Below are 25,230 nucleotides of genomic sequence, written 5' to 3' on the forward strand. Positions count from 1 at the left end.
TTCCTTTCTTCTCTATAACCCTTCCAAAAAGACTGGTGTAAATTACTCTCACACCTTGCTATTGGATTAACTTTATTTTACCTTCGATAATGGGGGAGGTCATTAGCCATAAGTGACAAATATCACGCTAATGGAGTGTGCTTTGTGCACACTGAATTATAAACGATCTACCCCAACCAATTAAAATAAACGAATTGTGCACAATGCACATTATAAAGTAAACTACTATTAAACAACTAAAAAAGGAGGGAACGTTTCCATTGAAGTTGACTTTAGCAGAAGCATTAACAATTCCACTACTTCAGCAATGTGAAATGATAGCTGGTAACCAAGGGCTTGGCCGGACCATTATGTCAGTAAATAGTTTTGATGCACCAGATGTGATGAGATGGTTAAAGACTGGGGACTTAGTATTAACAACGGGATATATTTTTTTAAATAATGAACAAGCGTTAACTAATTTAGTGTATGATTTGGCAGAAAGAAATTGTGCCGGATTAGGGATAAAAACTGCTCACTTTCCAAACTCCCTGCCTCAAGATATGATCCTGGCCGCGAACAAAATGGCATTTCCTATTTTTAGAATCCCTAACGAATTATCAATTGCCGACCTAATCCAAACCATATTGCGTGAATTACTAACACAACAAACGAAAACTGGAACAAACCTTCAAAAGTTAGCCGTTAATGATAGTCATGATTTTTCAACCTATTCCGTGCTTCAGCATATTCCAAAAGAAATTCTTAAAGAATACTATTCTGCCTTTTTATCACCATTAATTTCTCACGATCAAGAAAATCATACGGATTTTTTAAATACCCTCGAAGTCTATCTTAATTGCGGCGCAAAGACAACCGAGGCCGCACAAACAATCGGCGTTCATCGAAACACCATCCACCAGCGAATCAGCAAAATAAAAGAACTTCTCGGTAGTGACCTTGATAATGGTAAAACAAATTTCAGGTTACAATTAGCTATAAAGATGTTTCATTTAAATAAATATTAAAAAGGGCCCAACTAGGGCCCTTTAATTAAATATTAATAATGAGTTGACCTTATCTGTGATTCCGAATAACCAGGCAACATTCCCAGCAATCTAGCAATTCGCATCGCCAGTAGCAGGCGAAATTGAACCTGATTATCTGTTAAATCCAATCCCAATAATTCCTCAATCCGTACAATCCTGAATTTTACGGTGTTTCTGTGGACAAAAAGGCGATTAGCCGTGTCTAAAAGTTTCCCGCCGCATTCCAAATAGGCTTCTAAAGTAAACAGCATATTGGATCCGTTTTCCTGATCATACTCTAAAAGAGATTCCAGGATACTTTGAAAATAATTTTTCAAGGCATGTTCCGGTAATAGCTGCAGTAATCCCTCTGGTGCATAGTTCCTATATTCAAAAACGGTATCCTTTACTTCCTTTGAAAGTTTTTTCCCTAAGGAAATGGCCTCCACTGCCTCCTTATAGCTTCGTCCAACCGTCCCCAGCCCGGCACAAGGTAAACCAACCCCTATCTGGACCTGCTGTTTAGGAAATTTTATATGTATTTGATTTGCCAAGAAATTGGCTGATTTTCTCGCAAGATTCGCTAACTCATGTGCCTTATTCGCCGTTACCGATACCAGCACCGCAAATCCCTGTGGAAGAGGAATACTGATTAATCTAGCATTTGCCTTCTTCTCCGCCGCACTGACTAGTTGGGAAAAAACAGAGTGAATCATTTTCTGTTCCTCACAGATTAAATATAAAAGGACAAAGTGGTTATCATGCCTTATGTTAAGCACATCAGCAATCGAACGGACCTTCTCTTCTTCCGTTTTTTCTCCCGTCAGCAATATTTTAAAATCCTCATCCTTATCACATGATTGCCGTTGTTCATCTTGAAGAATCTCTTTTGTAATGGATAAAAGAGAATCAGACAAGACATTTTCATAGGGGAGCTCGATCAAAGGCAGACCTAAGCGATCTGCCTCTTCAAGCATACAAGCAGGAATTTCCGTCAAATAACGTTTTACTTTAATGGCCAAGCCCGCGCAGTTACGTTTGGCCAGGTCATTGAGCAATTTTATTTGAGTCGCTTGATGATCTTTAAAGACATAACCGGTTGTCAGGAGCAAATCACCCTGTTTTAACCAAGAGGTATCTGGCTCATCCATGATACTGACAGAACGAATGTTGCGGTTTAACCCACGGACCCCTGCCACTACACGACATCCGGGAATCAGCCTTGTCTTTAAAATATCAGATACCGTAAATGCCATTGCTCAACGCCTCCATTCAAAAGAATAGTTTTAATGGGACTCCTCTGCAGCAGCCAATTCTGCATTTTCAATCCCATGACCGGCATGACTTGCCTTCGATGATGTACCATTTAAAATCATATTCAAGACAACCAGGACAAGTGAACCCATTACTACCCCGTTCCCTAACAGTAAGCGGGCAGTACTAGGTAAATCCACGAAAGCACCAGGGACCCCTTTAATCGCTAAGCCAATTCCTACTCCTACAGCAACAATGAGTTGATTAGCTGGAGAAGCCAAATCTTCCTTCGCAATTATTTTCAGGGCCGCGGAAATCAACATCCCAAACATTGGAACCATGGCCCCTCCAAGCACAGCTGGAGGAATCATCGTTGTTAAAGCACCGACCTTTGGCACAAGCCCCAGCACAATCAGGATACCGCCAGCGGCAGTCAATACCCTTAAATTGGTTACCTTTGTCAAAAGAACAAGACCGACGTTTTGCGAGAAGGTCGAATGGTTAAAGGAATTGAGGAATCCGCTGATAAATCCTCCAAGACCTTCAGCACGTAATCCCCGTTTAATATCATCTGATTTAATGTCTCTTCCTGTGATATCACCAAGGGCGAAAAATACACCAATACTTTCAATTGCAATAATAAAGGTGATAATGGTCATCGTAATGATGGATGAAGTATCGAATGTTGGTACACCGAAATAAAATGGCTGAGGCACATTAAACCATTTTGCTTCTAAAAAGACGTTAAAATTAACCATTCCGAAAAAGCTTGCTACAATCGTACCGATTACCATCGCTAAAAGAATGGAGATAACTTTAATAAAACCCTTAAACATGGTGTTGAATAATAAAAAGCATAATAACGTAAAAAGTGCTATCAGCAAGTGCTTCGGATCACCAAACGTTTTAGAGCCTGCCCCGCCTGCAGCATTGTTCATCGCTACTGGCATCAACGAAATGCCGATGATTAGAATAACCGAACCAGATACGATTGGAGGGAAAAACCTTACCAGTCTCCCAATGAACGGGGCACACAAGGCCACGAGCAGTCCTGCTACAATAACTGCCCCAAAAACCCCCGTTATCCCATGAATTTTCCCTATCGCAATGGCCGGTTCAACATTAATGAAGGAAACCGCCATAAGAGCCGGCAATTTGATCCCGATATGCTTTCCGCCCATAACCTGGAGCAATGTTGCAAGACCACATGCCAATAAGTCAAAGGAAATTAGATATACCAGTTGTGCCTGCGTCAGACCTAATGCACCAGCCACAATAATTGGTACTGCCACTGCGCCGCCATACATAACGGCAATATGCTGGAATCCTAATGCCAGCGTTTTCCCTGTTCCTAATCTTTCCATCTATATTCCTCCCAAATTCCAAAAAGTTAATTGGTAGTGAAGCCGCTTCTGTTCATTCATGAAGAGTTAGAGTGGTCTTAGTAAAAAATACCTATTCTGAATATGGGTAATATTCAGATAATTTTCTTCATACAGGGATGAATGTGTCTATATAGAAGCTAGTTCTATTGTGGGATGGTTTCAGTGTTTTCTTGTGGCAATATTTCTCCATTTCGATACACAATGGATCCTTTTACGATGGTGATTCTATTTTTCCCCCTAAACGTTTTTCCAATATAGGGAGAATGGGCATGGCGGTAAAAAAGGTCATCTCCTTTCAACGTAAAGGATTCATTTAAACTAATCAATGCCAAATCGGCATCGCTTCCCTCGGCTACTGCCCCTTTTTGCGGGTAGAGGCCAAATCGTTTCGCAGGGTTGGTGGACATGGAGGCTGCAATCTTTTGCAAGGATATGTTTCTTTTCCAATATCCTTCTTCCAATAGAACGGATAAACTAGTCTGTGCACCGCTTATTCCCCCCCATGCTGCAAACATATTGCCGTCTTTCGAACTCTTCATTTCCGGCGGGGCAGGAGAATGGTCAGAGCCAATTACATCAATCTCACCGTTCGCAAGCGCTTTCCATAATGCCTCTACTTCATCTGAGCTCCTTAATGGCGGTGCGCATTTTGCGATTGGTCCCAGCCTCGCGAAATCATCACTAGTTAGTGATAAATAATGCGGGCATGTTTCAACTGTTACATCAATTCCCTTTTTCTTCGCTTCTGTTATTAATTCAACGACTTTACTGCTGCTTGCATGAACAATGTGGACCTTGCATCCGGTCAATTCTGCATAGGATAACAGCCTTCTGACAGCCTCCATTTCCGATATAATCGGACGGGATTCGCAGTAATCCAGGGCCGAAAGCTTTCCTTCTTTTATCTTACCTGCAGCTAGTAACTCCGTCATAACAGTGCTTTCTGCATGGACAGCCAAGATTGATCCAAGTCTTGCGATTTCACCCATTCCTGCCATTATCGTGGCATCATCCGAATGATGAAATTCGTCAATTCCGCTTGGTGACATAAAGGCTTTAAATCCAATTACACCGGATTGAATCAGTTCCTCGAGCAATTGTACATTTTCCGGAACCAGGCCTCCCCAGAGCCGGAAATCTGTGACAGATTTCTTAATCGCTTGCTCCTGCTTTAGTCGGAAACCGTAAGCATCAATCGTTGGAGGGTTGCTGTTCAATGGCATATCAAAATATGTTGTCACGCCTCCCGCCGCAAGACTTTTACTTCCGGTCAAGATGCCCTCCCAGTCCGTTCTTCCAGGTTCATTAAAATGGACATGAGTGTCGATTAATCCAGGAAAAATGTGAAGACCGAACGCATCTATTTCCTCTTTAGCTTTCCCTTCTATCGGAATATCTCTTGTTATTTTAATTATTTTTCCATTCTTGATCCCAATTTCACCTGTAAAACTTTCTTCAGGACCAACAACCATTCCATTACGGATAATTAGATCATATAATAGCATAATAGACTAATAACCCTTCCTCTCTAAACCAAGGTCCGCATAGTGAAAACGCTGCCATTAATATTAATTCTTTGTTAAACCATTAATTCCTCCCGTCTTTTAATATAAATTTAGAAAAGTTCTTATTAAAGAACTTTTCTATTTCATCCTCTCCCGAAAATGTATGAATACGGGAGAGGAATCATTCCTAATAAAATAGATGGATTTAGAGCCGTGCCCATGCTTGGATTAAGGTTCGTTTCGACTGTGCAATAATCGCATCGGAATCCTCATTTCCAACCGGTTTTACCTCAAATGCGACCACATTTCTAGACCCTTCCCCGATGTAACCTATTTCTAATAGCATTCTTAAATATTCCGTTAATTCCTCGACGTCATTCTCACTTCCCGGGTAGCCGAATCGAGGATGTTGGTCACCATAGGCAGGATCATTTTTATCCTTAATATAGCAATTGCCGATATGAGCGTGATTAATATAATCACGGGCAATGGTTAAGGCATCCTTTGAGGTTTCCCGCTGCATCGGAAGATGGCTCAAATCCAGCATTAAGCCAAAGCTTGGGTCTACTTTTCTTACTTCCTTCGCAATTTCAACCGCCAAATGATTTGGTCCAATTAGGCATTTTTTATCGGTTTCATCATCAAAGGTTTCTAATGAGAGTACTAGATTACCCTTCTGTCTAGCATACTGGGATAATTCAATTATCGATTCAGTAAGCAATTGGAGGGCTCTATCCATATCCTTATCTGGTTTAGGACCGCTTAAGAATCCTAATTTCGAAGCATTCAACTCATAGGCTTGATCAATCCCGGCCTTGACAAGATCAATTGCCGCTTTCCGTTTTTCCGGGTCAAACGAGTTCAAATCGCCTTTATTGCTAAGCAGTATCGGCTGGGCACCAAAACCAACGGCCAGCCGCCCGGATTTCAATAGGGAAGCAACCTTTTGTCTTTCTGCAGAATCATTGACCCTTGTTACTTCAATACCTGAAAAAAAGTCATCCGTGACGATTTTCCGAACTGTGTCTGAAATTTCCCCCTCACCCTTCATGGCTTCCGGATAGGCCATAAAGTGAACAATACCAACCTGCATAAAATGTTGAAGATCTGTTTTCATATGCAATACCGGAATAAATCCGGAACTTCCCCCTTCCACAAAGGAAAAAAGAGACCGCTGCTCCTTTTTCCTTTTTTTATAGATTGATTATTTGTTAGAATATTCAAAGCCAGTTAAACTACCGTTATTAGAGAACCCGCAAACTGCCGTTGGGTCGACAACCACTTCAATCAGGTATGGTTTGCCGCTGTCCACCGCTCGCTGCAATGCTGGTTTAATGTCATCATAGTGGGTAACAAGTTCCCCGCGGACGCCCATTCCGGCAGCGGTTTTCACAAAATCAATACCGCGCTCTTCATTGTCGCAAAGTTCATTTTTGTAAACCAGGTCTGTAGAGATATCACGCTCATCATAAAACCAATTTTGTTGCTGGCGAATCAATCCAAGTAATGAATTATTCATAACGAAAACGATTACCGGAATTTCATGCTTAGCGGCAGTGGCAAGATCCTGCAGGGACATTCCAAGACTTCCGTCGCCAAGAATATTGACACTTTGACGCTCCGGGAAGGCAAGCTTCGCTGCCATAGCAGCCCCTAATCCCCAGCCCATCGTACCTGCGCCGCCTGTTAATAAATAGCTGCGTGGAACATAAGTTTCAAACAACTGACAGGACCAAATTTGGCTGATTCCGCAGTCATGAGATGCAAAAGCATCACGGTCTAAGAATTCGCGAAGCTCTTTCAGGGCGCGTTCCGGACGAATCGGAAGTGTATCATAATCTTGTTTACGAGCATACTTCTTTCTTTCCTCGGTTAAATCAAGCTTCTTAATGCCTGGTTCAACCGCTGCCGCGATGCCCACATCCAAAGATTTATAAACCTCAGATAAGCCCGCCATGAAGGATTTCACATCGGAAACGATTCCAAGCTCCGTCTGTACGGTTTTGCCAAGTTCTTTAGGATCCAGGTTAATGTGGATAATTTTTGCATCGCGCTTAAAAACATCCACTGTGCCGGTGCTGCGGTCTGCAAAACGGCCGCCCAGATTAATGATCAGATCCGAATTTAAGATGGTCATATTTCCGTATGGTGTATCTAGCATTGTACCCATTCTTCCGGCAAACAGCGGATGATCGTTCGGGAAAGTATCCATTCCCATTCCAGTTGTAACCACAGGGATTTGCAATGTTTCTGCCAGTTCCTTTAGCTCTTCCGTGGCATTTGCAAGGTTTACTCCGCCTCCGGAAATAAGAACAGGTTTTTTGGCATCCTTTAATAGGTTTAGAACTTCATAGAGTTCCTCCTTAGATGCAGAAGGCAGTACCTCTGGCTCATCCACAAACTCATCCCAATCCACTTCAAGTTCAACCTTTTGCGTATTGATAGGAAGGTCAATTAAGACCGGACCCTTTCTTCCGGTTGTTGCAGTGGTCCATGCTTCATGAATCATTTTTGCTGCGTCTTTGCCGTCTGTTAATTGGTAGACTGCTTTACAGACCGGCTTCGCCATTTCGCAAATTGGCGCTTCCTGGAACTGCATTGTTCCAATAAGTGTAGATTTTTGCTGTCCTGTAAATGCAATCATTGGGATGGAATCCATCCATGCTCCATATAGTCCAGTCAGGAAGTTTGTTCCCCCAGGACCAGAAGTGGCCGCACATACACCAACCTTGCCAGTTGCCCGAGAATAGCCGTCTGCCATAAACGCTGCTGTTTGCTCGTGACGGACAACATAAGATTTTATGTTTGTCTTCTCACGAATCGCATCATACAATGGAAGAATTGCAGCCCCTGGTACACCATATAATTGATCCACGCCTTTTCGAACTAGATAAGCTGCAATTGCTTCAGCAGCGGTCATTTTTTGTTTTGCCATGTTAATCCCCCAGTTCACTGTCTATTTTTTTAAATATTTCCGTAATCGTATTTTTCTGACCTACATTCCCTGGAAACACAATATAAGTTGTATTTTTAATTTTCGCTTCTTCTCCTGTGAGTAAAACAGGAACCCCTGCAGCCGCCTGGCCGAGTATTTTAGCCTTCTTAATTCCTAAACCGCTCGTAGCAATATCACTGGAGGTGATCCCCCCTTTTGCCATAATGAATTTTGGTTTTACTGTTAAGGAGTGGACTAATTCTACTAGAGCTTGGGAGATGATCTGACTATACTGTAAATTCTCCTCCTTGCTTACCGCTTTGATAACAGTTCTGCTTGTGTAAAGTACTGTATTGTCACCATTTTTAATGGAGGCTTCTAGTAATTTGGCGGCCCTTTCAATTTCTCCTTGTCTTTGGTTCTTTTCTAAAATCATTTCCACATTCAATTCAATTGGTCTTATATGAACCTCCGAAACTAAGTCGGAAAGCTGCTCTGTGGTCAATTTAGTATGGGAGCCTACTACCAGTAATCCGCCAAAATTCTTACCGTCAGATCCTCGAGCCATTTCCTTTGCTTCAAGATATGGTTTATGGGAAAACCCACCTAATGACTTTACTAAGGAGGCGGCGGTCCTAAACAGGAAGTGCTTCCCTCCTTCAATGGCCTTTAACAGCGCCAGAGAAACGACATCCAAATCCTGATAATTGATAGCGTTCACCACAATTGGCACATTGCCGGAAGCTTTATCTAAAATTGAAAAAACTTGATCGACACCGCCGCAGCGAATATCTTCAATGGAAATGGATAATACCTGGTCCGAAGTAAACTGTCCTTCCGATTTCTCCTGTACATAATCCGGCAGATAAGCGGTTGAGTAGCCAAATACTGCATCCTTGGCGAATTCTGTATTGTTCACCGGAACCAGATTTTGATTGACCAAAAGATAATGAGTATTATCGACTGTATATCGATTCCCTTCGAAAAAGGCTGGTATGATAAGGTGCCCATCAATGTTCCAGTCCAGCTTTTCGGTCAGTGCTTTTTCCAAAACGGAAATTTCTAATGGATAATGGCCGCGTAAAGTTGAGTCGCTCCGGCTGATGATCGTGAAGGATACATTCAATTCCTTAGACACCACCGCTAAGTTTTCAATAATTTCTGTATTGATTCTGGCGGCTTTTTCAGGCTCATAGCTTCTTGTATTCGTTAAAATATAGAGAACTTGTGTATCCTCCTCGAGACCTTTACGAATCCAGCGTTTATCCCAATCTGTGATAACGGAAACATCATGGACTGTCTGGACTCCTGTTGGGTCATCATCTAGAACAATTAGCTTATGATTTAATTCTTTCAGCTTGGAAAAGATGGTCTTCCTTAACGGGGTGTCCCCCTGTAAGGTGGAAGAATTGCTGATTATTTCTTGAAAAATCATATCGGTTTTGGTTGTCAAGGCCGACGCCACCTCCTAGGTCTATTTGATTAATGCTGAATCGACCAGTTTTTCCGCAGTTGCAGTAATGCGCGCTGCTCTTAGTTCGAAGAAATCCAAAAGCTCATGCATTTTACCGGATACTCCGAAGCGGTCCTGTGTGCCAATCCGTTTTAATGGCACTGGGCAATGTTCGGAAAGGACCTCCGCCACAGCGCTTCCTAATCCGCCGATTATGGAATGCTCTTCTATTGTTACGACCCTCTTTGTCTTAGCAGCAGAGGTCGCAATCGCTTCAACATCTATTGGTTTAATCGTGTGGATGTGCAGGACATCTGCTTGAATCCCTTTTTTGCCAAGCGCTTCGGCTGCCTTAAAAGTTTCATCAAGCATGATTCCTGTACTGATTAAAGTGACATCGTTCCCGTCACGGTATTTCATTGCTTTTCCGATTTGGAAACGGTCTTCTTTTTTCGTGACAATTGGAACAGGCAGCTTCCCAACCCGTAAGTAAACCGGACCTTCATGGTAATATGCTGCTTCTACCGCCTTTTCCATTTCCAGGGAATCAGCTGGAACAATCACCGTCATTCTTGGTAAGGACCGCATAAGCGAAATATCTTCAAGCGGCAGGTGTGTCGCTCCTTCCTGTGCAGCCGATGTTCCAGCATTATGGCCGACAATTTTCACATTATTGTTCGAGTAGCATACTGAAATCCGCATTTGGTCATAGGCACGGCCTGTTAAAAAGTTGGCGTAAGCATTGGCAAAGGGGATTTTCCCACCAATGGCCAATCCAGCTGCCGTCCCGACTAAGTCGCATTCAGATATCCCGACATTAAAGAATCGGTTTGGAAATTGATCCTTGAAAAAATTTGTCATATTGGATTTAGCACAGTCTGCATCAAGTACAACCAAATCTTCATGTTGATGTCCAAGTCTTATTAATGCTTCGCTAAAGCCTTCGCGTGGTGCTTTTTGTATTGCCATTTAAACCAACTCCTTTAGTGCCAATTCTAGTTCCTCATCATTTGGAGCTAACCCGTGCCACTTGTGGGTATTCTCCATAAATGAGATTCCTTTTCCCTTCACCGTGTGCGCCAGAATGGCCGTCGGCTTTCCTTTCACCGTCTTCGCCTGTTCGAACGCTGAATGGACGTCTTCAAGGTTATGACCGTCAATTTCGATCACATGCCAGCCGAATGCTTCCCACTTGGCTTTGAAATCCTTCATGCCTTTTATGTTTTCTACGTAATCATCCAGCTGGATTTTGTTCCAGTCGATAATCGCGCAAACATTATCCAAATTAAAGTGGGCTGTTGTCATTGCTGCTTCCCAAACTTGCCCTTCCTGTGACTCGCCATCACCAATCATCACGTAGGCTCTTCTTGGCTTGCCATCAAGTTTGGCAGCCATTGCTACTCCGTTGGCTAACGACAGCCCCTGCCCTAGTGAACCAGATGATGCATCAACCCCTGGGATATGCTCACCGCATGGGTGGCCATGAAGGCGGCCGTCCACATCTCGGAAGGTCATCAGTTCTTCAACTGGGAAGAACCCTTTTTCGGCCAAAACTGAATAATAAACTGGTGTACAGTGCCCCTTGGATAAGAAGAATACATCCCTTTCCTCCCAATCAGGCTCATTTGGGTCGACATTCATATGTTCAAAAAATAAATCTGTTAATAATTCGGTTGCTGATAAAGATCCACCTGGATGCCCACTACCCGCATGATGGGTCATTTTGACAATATGACGGCGGATTGTTTTCGTTAATTCCTGTAAATATTCTTTACGGTTAGATTCAAGCTGCATTATTCCTTCCTCCTTTGTTGCTTATTATGAAACCCAGTTTCTTTTAATGTGCAAAAAAATAATTATGCCATCTTTTTCGGGCCGCTCCTCCTGTTTGGTTGCTTATTAAGGAACGCCGTTTCTTTTAATACTTAAAAAAAAGAGCAATTAATTATTTTAACACATCTCAACTTAACGTTGCTTATTATGAAACTGCGTTTCTAATATGTTTTATTTAAAGAAATCATAACATCGCTTTAAAATGTTTTCAATAGCCTTTTTATGAATTTTCTAATTATTCTTTCGACAAAAAAAGTCATGTTTCTCGCAAAACAATGTCTTCTCACGTTAATGTAAAAAGACATGCTCGCCTGGAGTCATGTCTTTTTTTCACTTATTCTCCTTTATACCCAAGGCGTCTTGAAATCGATGAACCGACTTCAATTAACTTGTCCTTTAGTTCATCCAGCCTAGCTTCCGTCATTCTCATGGAAGGACCGGAAATACTTACGGCACCAATCACATTTCCAAGATGATTAAAGATTGGCGCAGCCATACAAGTAACACCAGGTTCATTTTCTTCCCGCTCTACCCCATAGCCCTTTTTACGGATTTTTTCCAGAATATCCAATAATTCGTCTTGGTCCGTTATCGTGTTGTCTGTGTGTTTTGGCAGCCCCTTTTCCTCGATCATATCCATGACCTCTTCAGTCGGCAAATATGCCAATAAAACTTTCCCAGCACTGGTGCAATGCATAGGAACACGTCTGCCAACCTGCGAGTGCATTCGCAATGTTTCACTGCCCTCTAATTTTTCAATATAGACCGCTTCTTTTTGTGAATAAATGATTAAATGAATCACTTCATTTGATAGATCTACCAATTCTTGCAAAAATGGCTTTGCTTCTTTTCGAATATCAATGGAATCTAACAGCTTGGCACTCAATTCCAAATATTTATAACCTAATTTATACTTCTTCGTATCTGGGTCCTGTTCAATGTAGCCGTGGGAGGCAAGGGTGGCTAAAATCCGAAATATAGAACTTTTATTTAATCCTAATTTTTCGGCCAGCTCCGTTACACCTAAACCGCCCTTCTGTGAACTGACATAGTTAACAATGGTTAAGGCTCTATCAATTGATTGTACCATGTTCCGACCCCTCTATCTTTGCTATTAATATTTATAAGGAGAATCAAATGCTGTACTTTTCATAGAATCTATTCTGTTCTCATTATATCACTATATTTTTAAACGAAGAAAGGATATTCTCAAATGAAGAATACCCTTTCAATATCCCTATTATTGTTGAGTTAATAAATCATATAAAGCTAATGTGACAATTTTGGTCGATTTTAACAGATCGTCCACTTTAATATGCTCGTCAGCACGATGTCCATTAGCCTCAAGGAGTGTACGCGGACCGGCTCCAAAGAGGACGACAGGAATGCCTGCTTCATAAAAATGACGGGCATCCGTATATAATGGCACTCCGTTCACCGGCAGTTCTCCACCCATAATTGTTGTCCAGTTAGTAGAAATTGATTGTACTAAAGGAGAATCAACTGGGACCGGCCCGAAAGCGCGCGCCAGCAGAATTTGGTTGATGTATGCCTCCACCCCTGCATAGCTTTCCAGTGCTTCAGCAATGACGTTACGAATTTCAAGCTCAGCAACCTGAGGATTTTCCTCTGGAATAAGCCGTCTGTCAATGCGGATGGTCGCCTCATCTGGTACCACGTTTGTATTAATGCCGCCAGAAATTAACCCTACTACGAGATTAGGAGAATCGATTCCAGGGACATTTGATTTAATTTTTGAAAAACCTTTTCTGTATTCGTATAATGCACTTAATACACCGGTCATGGCTTCAAGGGCGTCGTGGCCATATTGCGGTTCAGCAGCATGGGCAGATTTCCCCTTCAATTTCACTTCCAGATGAAGACAGCCGTTATGGGCATTCACCAACGAATAAGTGAATCCTGGGCAAATTGCCATATCCGGGTTAATTAGTCCTTTATCAAGCAGCCATTTTGGCCCAATGTCACCGCCAGTTTCTTCATCGAAAGTGAACGCAAGAGAAATTTTGCCCTTTAGGTTAGCCTGCAGCTTTCTTAAAGCTAGAACAGCAAATGTATAGGAAGCAATGTCCGATTTTGACACAGCAACGCCACGGCCATACATTTTTCCATCGACCACGTTACCGCCGTACGGATCTTGGGTCCAGCCAAGTCCCGGTGGCACTACGTCACCATGAGAATTTAGGGTAATTTCAGGACCTTCGCCGCTTCCGAACGTGGAGTATGCGACCACATTGGATGCTCTAATCATTCCAACTGCCTTCACTTTTTCTTCTTCTACTTCATTAAGTGATACGTTTTCCAATCCAAAGTCATCAAGGCGCTTATAGATATGTTCAGCAATTGCTTGGCAATCTCCTGGGGGATTATCGGAGGGGATTGAAACAAGCTCTTGCAAAAACTTAATTAGTTCAGCCTGGTTTTCCTCAATATAATTGATTAATTGCTGCTTCTCTGCACTTAATGTGTTTGTTTTCAATTTACTTTCTCCTTTTCCATATTTGAATTTTTAACTGTTAATTGGATCACAGTATCCAGCAAGACTTTGGCACCCATTTCAATGTCTTTTACGGCTGCGAATTCAGCAGGGTTATGGCTGATTCCTTCTTTGCAGCGGACGAATATCATTCCTACCTTTGTAAGATCTGCCATCGCCATGGCGTCATGACCTGCTCCGCTTATTAAAGAAATGGTCCTCATCCCATTTGAGAGAATAGACGATTCAATGGCAGCGATAATGTTTGCGTCACATAGTGTAGGGTCGGTTTCCATTATTTTTTCAACCTGGAAAGAGAGATTGCGTTTCTGGCAGATGGTGTTCGCGGCATGAAGAATTTCGTCAATCACCCTTGATTTTCGGACTGCATCGGTATCACGAATATCAAGCGTTCCTGTCACTTCCCCTGGGATGACATTGCTTGCCCCCGGATTTACCTGAAGCTTTCCGACAGTTGCGACAATCGGCGCGTTTTCTTTAGCTAATTTTTCTATTGCTAAAATGATTTCTGCCGCTCCAGAAAGAGCATCCCTGCGAAGGTCGAGGGGCACGGTTCCCGCATGACCAGCAAAACCAGTAACTTTAAAAGAAAACCTGGAGGCCCCGGCTATTCCTGTTACCACTCCACATGGAAGGCCTTCTTTTTCTAGTACAGGACCTTGTTCAATATGAAGTTCTATGTAACCAAGAACATCATTTGCATGTCTTGCGGCTGATTTGTATTGATACGGTTCTAAGCCCAATTCCTCAAGAGAACTTGCCAGGGTGATACCTGTTTCATCTGTAAGCTCTAATGTTTGTGGAGAAAAGGTTCCGGCGATGGCTTTGCTTCCAAGGAAGGTGGAGTGAAATCTGACCCCCTCTTCATCGCTAAAGCCGATGACCTCGATTGGGTGGTCCAGCCGTGTGTCATTTTCATAAAGTACCTGAACAATTTCGATTCCTGCAATAACACCTAACATCCCGTCATATTTTCCACCGTTAATAACGGTATCTAGATGGGAGCCAATCATTAACGCTGGTGCGTTTGGTTTTGCACCTTCGTAGCGGCCAATTATATTATTGAGATTGTCGACACGAACCTTCATGCCGGCATCACTCATCCATTTTTTCACCAAATCTTGGCCTCTTTGAAACTCTTTTGTAAATGATAGTCTCGTTACCCCATTTTTTGTTTCAGAGATTTCAGCTAAATCCTCCAGCCTTTGTGATATTCTTTGGCCACAAATCTGTCCTTTTTTTATCTCCAAACAAATCACCCCTTGTCTGGTTAATTTTCGTTGCTTATTACAAAACCTCGTTTCATATTGTTCGTGACTTTATTTTATCATCACAAAATTAAAATAGCAAGATTTTTCAGATAACTAATTTTAAATAAAAATGGTGATTTAAATGTTAATATTATTATTCTATTTGATTCCATAATTTCCTTTTTGCTACAGAAAAATGGGGTTTATTTACTGTTGAGAACTATCAAACTTTTAGGCAAAAAAAACACCGCCATCATCGACAGCGGCATTAATTTATGCAATTTTCGTTTCAAAAACCAATAGCTTTAGTTTTTTTCTGACCCGGTAGATCTTTGTTTTTACCGTATTGGGGTTCAATTGGAGTATATTTGCAATTTCCTCTTCTTTTAAACCTTTTGTGAACTTAAGCATCAGTAACTCCTGCTGCTCATATGGCAGTGTCCCAATTGCCTCATTGATCTCTTCAAAAAGCAAACCTGTCTCTACTTCCTGCTCTACATTCTGTTTTGTTTCTTTGCCCATCAGTTCCAGAAAATCGTGTTCAAAAGGGACAGCTTTTTTTCTTTTCTCTCGTCTGATAAAATCAATGGCAGTTCTGGCTGCAATCACCGCTAGCCAAGCTCCCATTTTCCCTTGCTCCTCAATCGTTCCCGCCTTATTCAACGCTTTAATGAACGTTTCTTGAACGACATCTTCGGCGTGAAACCGGTCCCTCGTAATGGAATAGCTAATCACAAACAACCGTTTATAATAGAGCGAATAAAGCTCTGTGAAATCAAGTTCCATCTCCCTTTCCCTTTCTAACGCTATTTTTTTCCTGCGTTTAATCCGCAAGCCGCAAAGTAATAATCACCTTAAATAAATCGCCGTCTGCTTCAATATCCAATTTCCCATCATGCAGGTCGATAATTGATTTGACAATGGCAAGACCGAGTCCAGACCCGTCGGTATGGCGGGAGGTATCGCCGCGCTTGAAGCGTTCATACAACTCATCGACATTATCGCTCAGTTCATATTTGGAGACATTTTTAAACGTGATGAGGGCTTGGTGTTCCACAGTTTTAATTGAAATATAGACACGAGTATTTTCATGCGAATATTTCAGGATATTGCCAATTAAGTTATCAAAAACTCTCCACAGCTTCTGGCCGTCGACAAGGGCATAAATCGGCTGCCCTGCTTGGTTAACCCGGAATTGCAGGCTGGATGAACGAATCGTTTCATCATATTCTGCGAGGGCCTGCTGCAATAGCTGGTCGAGATCCACTTTTTCCTTTACCAACTCAACACTGCCGCTTGCCATTTTTGAAACCTCAAACAAGTCATCGATCAGCACCTTTAATCGCTTTGATTTTCGGTCAATTATTTCCAGGTATGCTGATTTTTCCTCCTCCGATACATCATTGCCCTTTAATAATTCCGTATATGTAATGATGGAGGTCAGAGGCGTCCTAAGATCATGGCTGACGTTGGTAATAAGTTCCGTTTTTAATCGTTCACTCTTGGCCTGCTCGGACTGTGAGTGCTTCACACCCTGCTTCAGGACGTTAATATTGCTTGCCAATGTAGCCAAAACGGATTTCCCGGTTACATCAAGGTCCTCCCCAAGTTTTCCAGCCGCCAGCTCATTTGTTTTTTGGACAATCCGATTAAAATAACCCACTTTTTTGACCAAATACATTCCAAGTGGAAACCCTGCGCCTGCTAACAGAAAAATATACAAGATAACAAATATAGGATTCATCGCCACCATCAACGCCGCCGCACCAATGAAAAACACCCCAGCAAGCAGAATGAACACCTGCGTTCCTGTGCTTTGATCAAGAAACGCTTCGACTAAGGCCGCACGGACGCTTTTGAAAACCTTTTTGCCGCCCTGCCATGTTTTTACCGATAAACTCTTCTTCCATTCTTCTTTCACATGAGTCCAACTTTTCAGATCCATCTGTAAAAATTTACGCTGCACATGGGTGATAGCCACAAAAATGGCGGTCCCAAGCAAGGCGAATACGATTTCGCTTGCTAATATATAAAGATTGTTATAGATATTATAAAAATTGTCATTGACTAGAAAGATAAATATTATGGACAATAGGGCGGTGATCAGAAATAGGCCCACTCTAATATCAATCGGAAGCTTATTATAGATAGGCCGCCAGCTTTCCACTTGCGCATTTACAGCCGTCATTTTTTTTGAAAAATAAAGGCTTAACAGCAAGCCAAAAATGCCTGCCAAGCAGTAACTCAGGATAATGAGCTGATTGCGTTTAAAATCCTTGTACTGCTCCATCAGAGGGGACGATGCAGAAAGGGTTTTGGGAATTCCGATTTGGCCTTCAAGTGTTTTTCTTGTGTTGACTCCTAACACATCGGCCAAGTCCTCATATCCACCGGGACCATAGTGAATAAAGTAATCATTTGATATGCTAAAATCGGTTAAATAAAGCATATCTTTTTGTTTAAGCTGATTATCATTATTTTGATTGCTATAAACTTTTCCGGTTTCCGGGTCTTTAAAATAGTAGGTAAATTCTTTTTGGTATCTTAAAAAATCATACTTGAATTGGTCTCTTTTCTTAAAATACTCGTCAATTTTCGTTTCTTTTTCTTTGACCACCTTTGGCCTGACCCAGTCATCGCTGGCAAAATTGTTGCTGATGTCCTCTATTTTTGCATCTCTTTCCTTTATCAAGGCATTGGCAACCTCTTCATTTTTCGCTGCTTGAGCATCTTGAATGCGAGATTCATATTGAGCCCGGATGTTGGAATTTTGCTGTTCTAAACCACCATAGCGGAAGCGATGCTCATCTATATCGTCTTGCGTAACGGTGATCGCGGCTTTTGCCTCTTCAGGCGTAGTTTCGTTTAACTCAAACATGCTTAAATATCCTGCGAATTGATCAAGCTTGCTTTGAAATTCTGGTGTATGAAAAAAGTCTCTGTTCATGTACTGTGTTCCCGTTGTAAAAAAGGTTAAAACTCCACTTAGCGAAAATGTTAAGAGGGATGCCCAGAGATAAATTAGAACACTACTTTTCCATTTTGTAGCCAATGCCCCACACCACCTTTAAAAATCTTGGATTCTTCGGATCAATTTCAATTTTTTCACGGATTTTCCGGATGTGAACAGCCACTGTATTTTCTGCATTGTAGCCTGGTTCCTTCCAAACCCGCTCATAAATTTCATCGATGGAAAAGACCCGGCCGGCATTGGTCATTAACAGTTCGACAATCTTATACTCTATCGGCGTCAGCTTGACCGGCTCCCCATGTACCGTCACTTCTTTTGCTTCTTGGTCTAGGGTAAGACCGTTTAAATCGATTACTTTTTTAATTCCGCCATATGTACCTAATGTGACATACCTGCGCAGCTGGGATTTCACGCGGGCGACAAGCTCCATCGGGTTGAACGGTTTTGTGACGTAATCGTCAGCCCCTACCTGGAGCCCCAGAATCTTATCTGTGTCCTCACTTTTCGCGCTTAAAATAATGATCGGGATATTTTGTTTTTCACGGATTTTAAAGGTTGCAGAAATCCCATCCAGCCGAGGCATCATAACATCAAGGACAATCAGGTGAACGGTGTGTTCATTTAATATTTCGAGCGCCTCAATCCCATCCTTTGCCTTGAGGACGATGATCCCTTCATTTTTAAGGTAAATTTCGATGGCATCGCGAATTTCCTTTTCATCATCCACTACCAGCACAAAATAATTGTTCATTTCTCTCGCCTTCTTTCTTGCTTCAACATGTCTATATCGTAAACAGCAAATCTTAAATTCAAGTCAGGATAAATCTTAAGAATTTCTTAAGGTTTTATGATTATTCCTATTTAGGGAAAATCTGCAAAATCTATCATTCTTAGAATAGCAGTGTCCGTTCAAAGAATAAACCTCTTCTTTGTTGCAGACCTTGATTCAACCACCCAATAAAAAAAGCTGCCTCCATGACAGCTAATAATTAATATGCATTTGTAGAGATTTTCGTAATGACTAGGGTGAAGAATTGAACTCCTCTGGCGCTATTAACACTTCATCGGGTGTTATGCGCTTTTTTAACGAGCAGAATGGCAATTCATCTACTGGTTCATGCTTCGTACTTTTTATAAAATATCATAATCTACCAAATTTCTTCAGCACTCCATAAACTACATAAAAAATGAGCTGTACAATAAAAACCAATGAAGGAACCACGAGTTCCCATAGAAGAAAATCCCATTTGAAAAATGTAAATCCTGTGAGGTCGTTTTTATAACTAATTATTGAATAGATATGGTAAAGGACATTTTGTGCAGCCATTAGCGAAAACCATATCCAAAATAGAAATCTATTAGAGCTTTTCTTTAGCAGCTTAAAAGAGACTATTAAGGAAAAGATAACAACAAAATAGATAACTACCATGAGTTCCCTATCCCCGCTATGTTTCGGGATAAAGACTGTTCCTGCAAGAACAAGCCAGACCAAATACTTCACCATAATGTCCGCCAAAAAAATCAGCCAATATTTCAGAGCTTATTCCTCCAATAATTTCCTATTATTAATATAAAAATACCACAGTCAGCTTGTACTGTGGCATTAAAATTGAAATTATACCTAATCAAACAATTTCCTAAACTCGCCGTATCCTTCCTCTACTAGCTTTTCCTTTGGAACAAACCGAAGGGCTGCGGAATTTATGCAATACCTTGCTCGGTCAGGGCCGGGTCCATCATCGAATACGTGTCCTAAGTGGGAATCCGAGGTTTTCGCGCGAACCTCAATTCGCCTTAACCCGTGGGACGTGTCAAACCTCTCCTCAAGCTCGATGCGCCGTAATGGCCTTGTAAAGCTAGGCCAGCCGCAGCCTGCATCATATTTATCTGTCGAGCTGAAGAGTGGTTCTCCCGAAATGATATCAACATAGATGCCATCCTCTAAATAATCCCAATACTCATTTTTAAATGGTGGTTCGGTTGCGTTATTCTTTGTTACTTCGTATTGAAGCGGCGTTAATACCAACCTAAGCTCCTCGTCACTTTTCCGCTTTTTCCAATTTTCACGTATGAATTTAGCCCGTCCTGAAGCTTCGAAATAATGATTATAGTGAAAAGGTATTTTCTTATAATAATTCTGGTGTTTATCCTCAGCCGGATAAAACGGACCTGCCGGCAGAATATCGGTTACAATTGGCATCTGAAAACGCCCGCTCACTTCCAATTCAGCCTTTGATGCTTCAGCCAATTCCCTTTGTTTATCATTATGATAAAAAATTGCCGTCTTGTAAGACTCCCCTCTGTCACTGAATTGCCCACCGGCATCAGTCGGGTCGATTTGCTGCCAAAAAATCTGGAGCAATTTTTCATAAGGGAAAATGGTCGGGTCAAACGTAATCTGAACTGCTTCATAGTGTCCGGTTGAATTTGAGCGTACATCATCATAAGTGGGATTTTCCTTGTGCCCGCCCGTGTAGCCAGATATGACCGCTTTAATCCCAGGCTGTTCATCAAACGGCGATACCATGCACCAAAAGCAGCCGCCCGCGAAGGTTGCCTTTTCAAGTTGTTGAGACATTTGGATTTCCCTCCTTGAGTTTATTTCAATTATTAATTGTATCAAAAGGCCTAACAGTTTTTAAATTTACCGTTTTTAACCAATATTTTCCGGATATGCAGAAATACTTTCCGAATTAAGGCTTTTACTCCCAATTTGAAACATTTACTTCCAAAACTAACCACTTTACTTTCCACTTTTAACAAAATACTTTCCAACCGCTAAAAAAATAAAGAAAAGGCACCTAAACCAAAAGGTGCCTTCCTACATTAAATAGCCTTCTTTTCCTGTTCCTGACCGCTGCTCATTTGCCCCTGATTTGCTGGTCTCTTTGACCAATACGTAGCTAGAATTGGACCTGTAATATTGTGCCAAACGGCGCCGCAAACACTTGGGATAGCGGCTAATGGTCCAAAATGGGCAGTTGCCAGTGCCACACCCAATCCAGAGTTTTGCATACCGACTTCGATTGAAATTGCCCTGCGGGTCCCCTCATCAAGCTTCAAGACAAGACCAGTTAAATAGCCAAGGAGCAAACCAAATGCGTTGTGTATCATTACTGCAGCAAAGGTTAAAAATCCAGCGGATGCGATACTATCGGCACTTCCCGAAACAACAGCAGATACAATCAAGATGATCGCAACAACTGAAATCAACGGTAACACAGAGTTACATTTCTCTACCACTCCAGGTAGGAATTTCCGAATCACAATTCCTAAGATAATTGGAAAAATAATGACTTGAACGATTGACATAAACATCGCCATCGGATCAACAGGCATCCATTTACCGCCAAGCAACAAGAAAATTGCTGGCGTTGCGATTGGTGCCAAAAGTGTGGAAATAGATGTCATCGTAATCGATAGTGGAACATTCCCTTTTGCTAGGTAAACCATGACGTTTGATGCCGTTCCGCCTGGGACGGATCCTAGAAGAACAAGCCCAGCAGCCAATTCAGCAGGTAAATTCATAAAATAGGCAATCAAAAACGCGGTAACCGGCATGATAATAAATTGGGCACATACCCCGATAATAACCGGGATTGGTTTGGTGATAACAAGCTTAAAATCCACTGCTTTTAAGGTTAGACCCATACCGAACATGACTACGCCCAACAAAATCGTAATATAACCTTTGAACACTAAAAATGGAGCAGGTGCAATAAATGCAATAGTAGCAATTAAAATTACCCACACAGCAAAATATTTTCCAGCAATCGAACTAATAGATTCCATTATTTTCATCAGACTAACTCCCGCTTCACTTTGATAAGTTTATTTGGATTCAAGAGGTTTTCTGGGTCCAGTGCTAGTTTGATTTTTTCCATCACCTGCAGCGCTTGTCCATGCTCCCGCTCCTGATATTTCTGCTTCCCTACTCCGACTCCGTGCTCTCCAGTACAAGTACCGCCTCGTTCAAGAGCATCGATTACGATAACTTCATTGAATTCTTCTGATTTTCTAATTTCTTCAGGGTTATTCATATCAATCATGATGAGCGCATGAAAATTGCCATCGCCGACATGCCCCACGATGCCTCCTGGCAAATCTAATTTATTTAAAGCTGCTCTTGCGTTATCAATGGCTGCTCCCAAATCTGAAATGGGTACACAAACATCTGTTGTCATCATTTTTTTACCAGGATAACCGTGAATAAAGGCATAGGCCAAATTATGACGGGCTTCCCATAGCTGGTTTAACGCAGCCTGATCGGTTTCGTATTCAATGCCTTCACAATGATAGTCGGAGACGATTTCCTTCATAAATTCCACGTCCTGTTTTAAGCCTGCCTCATTTCCGTGAAATTCCATAAACAAAGTGGGCTGTTCCTTATAATTCGTATCGTTAAACAAGTTTACTTGTTTCATAGAGGGTTCGTCGACAAGCTCCACTCGTGCTACAGGAATTCCTGCCTGTAAAATGCCAACCACAGCCGAGACGGCATCTTGGACGGACGGAAATGATGCGCGCGCTGCCATCACATATTCCGGAATACCGTAGACACGCAACGTTAACTCAGTGAAGCAGCCGAGCGTTCCTTCAGACCCGACAAACAATCCGTTTAAATGCAGGCCGGATGAAGATTTTTCCGCTAAGTTACCCGTATGTATAACCGTGCCGTCTGCAAGAACAACCTCTAAATCACGGACTTGGTCGCGCATTACTCCATATCTGACTGCTGTCGTACCGCTGGCATTCGTTGCTGCCATACCTCCTAAAGTTGCATCCGCTCCCGGGTCAACGGAGAAAAACAGCCCATATTTTTTGAGTTCTTTATTTAATTGGGTGCGCGTAACTCCCGGCTGTACTCTCACGAGGAAATCATTTTCCCTTACTTCTAAAACCTTATTCATAAGAGAAAAATCTATCGTAATTCCGTGTTCATATGGAATGACGTGACCTTCTAAGCTGGTACCTCTTCCAAATGGCACGACCGGTACTTTGTATTGACTAGCCAGTTTCATTATCTTGCTTACTTCTTCTGTCGAAGCAGGAAAAACAACTACATCCGGCATACTTGGGGTATGATACGATTCATCCTTGCCATGCTGCTCTCTAATCGTTTCATTGATGGATACTTGTTCAGCTGGTAACACACTTTTCAGCGAAGCTACCAATTCTTCGGTTGTTAACATTACTTTCACCTGATTCCTCTAAATTTCTAAACAATAGGTCATACCAATTATTAATCACTTGAAATTGGTCCAACCTTTAATTTATTATAGTGAATAGTCTGAAAAAATCAACCATTTTGAATTATAAAATTGTAACTGTTGAAAAAATTTTTGTATGATAATATTATGATTGTTGGTGTAATTGAGAGGAATGAAAAAGACATGCAGCAGCCAAGGAAAAAAGCATATGAAGTGGTCATTGATCAAATAAAAGAATCTTTTTTAAATGGAAAACTTCCTCCCGGAGAAAAGCTGCCAACGGAGAGAGAACTCTCAAGTCTTTTTAATATCAGCCGGACATCGGTAAGAGAGGCATTGCGGAAGCTGGAGATTGAGGGCTTTATTGAAATTAGACAAGGCAGCGGGACCTTCTTAAAAGCAGTCCCTATACCAGATTTAAAGTGTGATTTTTCCTTCTCAATAGTAAATAATAAAAAAAAATTAATATTTGAAATGCTTGAGCTTCGCCGCGTTTTGGAGGTAGAATGTGCCTTCTTGGCATCACAAAGAGCCACAACCGATGACCTGGAGCAAATCCTTGATTCACTGGAATTAATGAGAAATTCCAATGATGATGTGGAACTTGGGCTTCAAGCAGATGTCAATTTCCATAAGAATATTGTCCGCGCTTCCCATAATTCTATTTTTTTACAGTTGATTCAGTCCCTTAGCGAACGTATGGAAGATACCATTCGGGCTACACGAAAACTGCGTTTGACTGATTCCGAAAGTGTAGAAGATACGTTTGATGAACATAAACAAATTTATATAGCCATCGCCACAGGAGATTCCCTTCTAGCCAAACAGCTGATGGAAAAACATATCTCTCAGATACGAAAAGAGATGACTGAATTTTTCTTGGAGCAGAACCTTAAATAAACCTTCCAATCCACATGATTGGAAGGTTTATTTATGACTCATTATTTTACAATAAAACCATTCGAATCCGATTTCCAGACGGGTCACAGGTCTCTACAAACCCAACTTTTTCTCTTACCGATGCGCCCAATTCACGAGCCCGCTTTACAACCTCTTCCCTCGCTGTTTCATCCGGAAAAACAAGAGTATACCAATTAAGTCCCACACTATTACGTGGTGGTGTCGGCGCCCCTTCCCCCTGCCAAGTATTGATTGCAATATGGTGATGATACCCTCCAGTTGACAGGAATACTGCTTGCGGATAATAACTTACAATTTCAAAACCTAAACCTTTTGTATAAAATTCCTCCGCTTTTTTCAAATCCCCAACATGAAGATGAATATGACCCATGATTGTTCCCGCAGGCAGACCAGTCCATTCCGCATTACTCTCAGCAAGAATACCATTACCATCCAGTTGTTCTGTGGCCATGGAAACTAGTCCGTTTTTCCACCTCCATTCACTCGAAGGACGGTCCCGATAAACTTCTATCCCATTTCCGTCAGGATCGTTTAAATACAATGCCTCACTTACATAATGATCAGCAGCGCCTAACGGGTAACCGGTCTCAAGCAAATGGCGTAAAAACACTGATAAATCTGAACGCGTTGGCAAAAGAATTGCAAAATGATAAAGACCGGAAGTACGTTCCACCTTCGGGATAACATCTTCAGGTTGCTCCAGCATTAATAACGGTGTTTTTCCATCTGTTGTTAAAACCGCACTACGTTCCGATCTTTCCAATATCTGCAAACCAATAATATTCTGATAAAAAGTAAGCGAGTAATCCAGATTTTTTACGTTTATGCTAACTTCTCCGACATAAACATTAGGTTTCTGATGGAATTTTTCCATTTGCCTCAATCCTTTTTTATTTATTTTAAGTTTTATTTTCAAAAATTATTATCTTGATTTGAAGATATTCTAATTCAAAGTACAAAATGTGTAAAGGAATATTCATTAAAAAAACAG

20 protein-coding genes are annotated in these 25,230 nt (G+C 41.6%); 2 read left to right on the forward strand and 18 right to left on the reverse strand.

The window, feature by feature from the left end; all coding sequences use genetic code 11:
- Nucleotides 1-266 precede the first annotated feature (266 nt).
- The gene (locus ACNQGS_RS04330) at nucleotides 267-1,007 is read left to right on the forward strand and encodes a PucR family transcriptional regulator (protein WP_491486281.1); all 741 of its coding nucleotides are present in this window, start codon (nucleotides 267-269) and stop codon (nucleotides 1,005-1,007) included.
- 32 nt (nucleotides 1,008-1,039) lie between these two features.
- On the opposite strand, the gene ACNQGS_RS04335 is transcribed toward ACNQGS_RS04330, so the two are convergent.
- From ACNQGS_RS04335 to ACNQGS_RS04415, 17 genes are all read right to left on the reverse strand, one after another.
- Nucleotides 1,040-2,263: a PucR family transcriptional regulator gene (locus ACNQGS_RS04335; RefSeq protein ID WP_491486282.1), complete on the reverse strand. Its 1,224-nt coding sequence runs from the start codon at nucleotides 2,261-2,263 to the stop codon at nucleotides 1,040-1,042.
- Between the two features lie 30 nt (nucleotides 2,264-2,293).
- Nucleotides 2,294-3,625, reverse strand: a complete 1,332-nt coding sequence (locus ACNQGS_RS04340) for a nucleobase:cation symporter-2 family protein (protein ID WP_423802214.1) — start codon at nucleotides 3,623-3,625, stop codon at nucleotides 2,294-2,296.
- 164 nt (nucleotides 3,626-3,789) lie between these two features.
- Entirely contained in the window at nucleotides 3,790-5,151 is a 1,362-nt protein-coding gene (locus tag ACNQGS_RS04345; protein ID WP_491486283.1) for an allantoinase, read from the reverse strand.
- 205 nt (nucleotides 5,152-5,356) lie between these two features.
- A complete protein-coding gene (locus ACNQGS_RS04350) occupies nucleotides 5,357-6,268 on the reverse strand; it encodes a sugar phosphate isomerase/epimerase family protein (protein ID WP_491486284.1) in 912 nt (303 codons plus the stop codon).
- A gap of 87 nt (nucleotides 6,269-6,355) precedes the next feature.
- The gene (locus tag ACNQGS_RS04355) at nucleotides 6,356-8,086 is read right to left on the reverse strand and encodes a thiamine pyrophosphate-binding protein (protein ID WP_491486285.1); all 1,731 of its coding nucleotides are present in this window, start codon (nucleotides 8,084-8,086) and stop codon (nucleotides 6,356-6,358) included.
- A 1-nt stretch (nucleotide 8,087) separates the two neighbouring features.
- A complete protein-coding gene (locus ACNQGS_RS04360) occupies nucleotides 8,088-9,539 on the reverse strand; it encodes a four-carbon acid sugar kinase family protein (RefSeq protein ID WP_491486286.1) in 1,452 nt (483 codons plus the stop codon).
- A 21-nt stretch (nucleotides 9,540-9,560) separates the two neighbouring features.
- Nucleotides 9,561-10,508, reverse strand: a complete 948-nt coding sequence (locus ACNQGS_RS04365; protein WP_491486287.1) for a transketolase family protein — start codon at nucleotides 10,506-10,508, stop codon at nucleotides 9,561-9,563.
- The gene (locus tag ACNQGS_RS04370; protein WP_464494071.1) at nucleotides 10,509-11,333 is read right to left on the reverse strand and encodes a transketolase; all 825 of its coding nucleotides are present in this window, start codon (nucleotides 11,331-11,333) and stop codon (nucleotides 10,509-10,511) included.
- 373 nt (nucleotides 11,334-11,706) lie between these two features.
- A complete protein-coding gene (locus ACNQGS_RS04375) occupies nucleotides 11,707-12,462 on the reverse strand; it encodes an IclR family transcriptional regulator (protein WP_213140218.1) in 756 nt (251 codons plus the stop codon).
- Between the two features lie 150 nt (nucleotides 12,463-12,612).
- Entirely contained in the window at nucleotides 12,613-13,869 is a 1,257-nt protein-coding gene (locus ACNQGS_RS04380) for an ArgE/DapE family deacylase (RefSeq protein ID WP_491486288.1), read from the reverse strand.
- The gene (locus ACNQGS_RS04385) at nucleotides 13,866-15,137 is read right to left on the reverse strand and encodes an allantoate amidohydrolase (RefSeq protein ID WP_491486289.1); all 1,272 of its coding nucleotides are present in this window, start codon (nucleotides 15,135-15,137) and stop codon (nucleotides 13,866-13,868) included. The genes ACNQGS_RS04380 and ACNQGS_RS04385 overlap by 4 nt, the downstream gene beginning before the upstream one ends.
- Before the next feature lie 273 nt (nucleotides 15,138-15,410).
- Complete coding sequence (locus ACNQGS_RS04390) at nucleotides 15,411-15,923, reverse strand: RNA polymerase sigma factor (protein WP_423802205.1); 513 nt, start codon at nucleotides 15,921-15,923, stop codon at nucleotides 15,411-15,413.
- A 37-nt stretch (nucleotides 15,924-15,960) separates the two neighbouring features.
- Nucleotides 15,961-18,189, reverse strand: a complete 2,229-nt coding sequence (locus ACNQGS_RS04395; protein ID WP_491486290.1) for a sensor histidine kinase — start codon at nucleotides 18,187-18,189, stop codon at nucleotides 15,961-15,963.
- Nucleotides 18,167-18,859, reverse strand: a complete 693-nt coding sequence (locus ACNQGS_RS04400; protein ID WP_491486291.1) for a response regulator transcription factor — start codon at nucleotides 18,857-18,859, stop codon at nucleotides 18,167-18,169. Before ACNQGS_RS04400 ends, ACNQGS_RS04395 begins: the two co-directional genes overlap by 23 nt.
- A gap of 870 nt (nucleotides 18,860-19,729) precedes the next feature.
- Nucleotides 19,730-20,686 (reverse strand): peptide-methionine (S)-S-oxide reductase MsrA, encoded by a 957-nt coding sequence (msrA, locus tag ACNQGS_RS04405; protein WP_491486292.1) that lies wholly within the window; start codon nucleotides 20,684-20,686, stop codon nucleotides 19,730-19,732.
- 248 nt (nucleotides 20,687-20,934) lie between these two features.
- Nucleotides 20,935-21,909: a bile acid:sodium symporter family protein gene (locus ACNQGS_RS04410; RefSeq protein WP_464494065.1), complete on the reverse strand. Its 975-nt coding sequence runs from the start codon at nucleotides 21,907-21,909 to the stop codon at nucleotides 20,935-20,937.
- A complete protein-coding gene (locus ACNQGS_RS04415) occupies nucleotides 21,909-23,300 on the reverse strand; it encodes an FAD-binding oxidoreductase (RefSeq protein WP_491486337.1) in 1,392 nt (463 codons plus the stop codon). The genes ACNQGS_RS04410 and ACNQGS_RS04415 overlap by 1 nt, the downstream gene beginning before the upstream one ends.
- A gap of 165 nt (nucleotides 23,301-23,465) precedes the next feature.
- Here ACNQGS_RS04415 and ACNQGS_RS04420 point away from each other — a divergent pair, with 165 nt between their 5' ends.
- Nucleotides 23,466-24,218 carry a FadR/GntR family transcriptional regulator gene (locus tag ACNQGS_RS04420; protein WP_491486293.1) on the forward strand — a complete coding sequence of 251 codons (753 nt, stop codon included), beginning with the start codon at nucleotides 23,466-23,468 and terminating at the stop codon, nucleotides 24,216-24,218.
- A gap of 46 nt (nucleotides 24,219-24,264) precedes the next feature.
- Here the strand turns inward: ACNQGS_RS04420 and ACNQGS_RS04425 are convergent, their stop codons facing one another.
- The gene (locus ACNQGS_RS04425) at nucleotides 24,265-25,113 is read right to left on the reverse strand and encodes a VOC family protein (protein WP_491486294.1); all 849 of its coding nucleotides are present in this window, start codon (nucleotides 25,111-25,113) and stop codon (nucleotides 24,265-24,267) included.
- Nucleotides 25,114-25,230: the final 117 nt, after the last annotated feature.

Source organism: Neobacillus sp. PVCKKU3 (genome assembly GCF_058323225.1).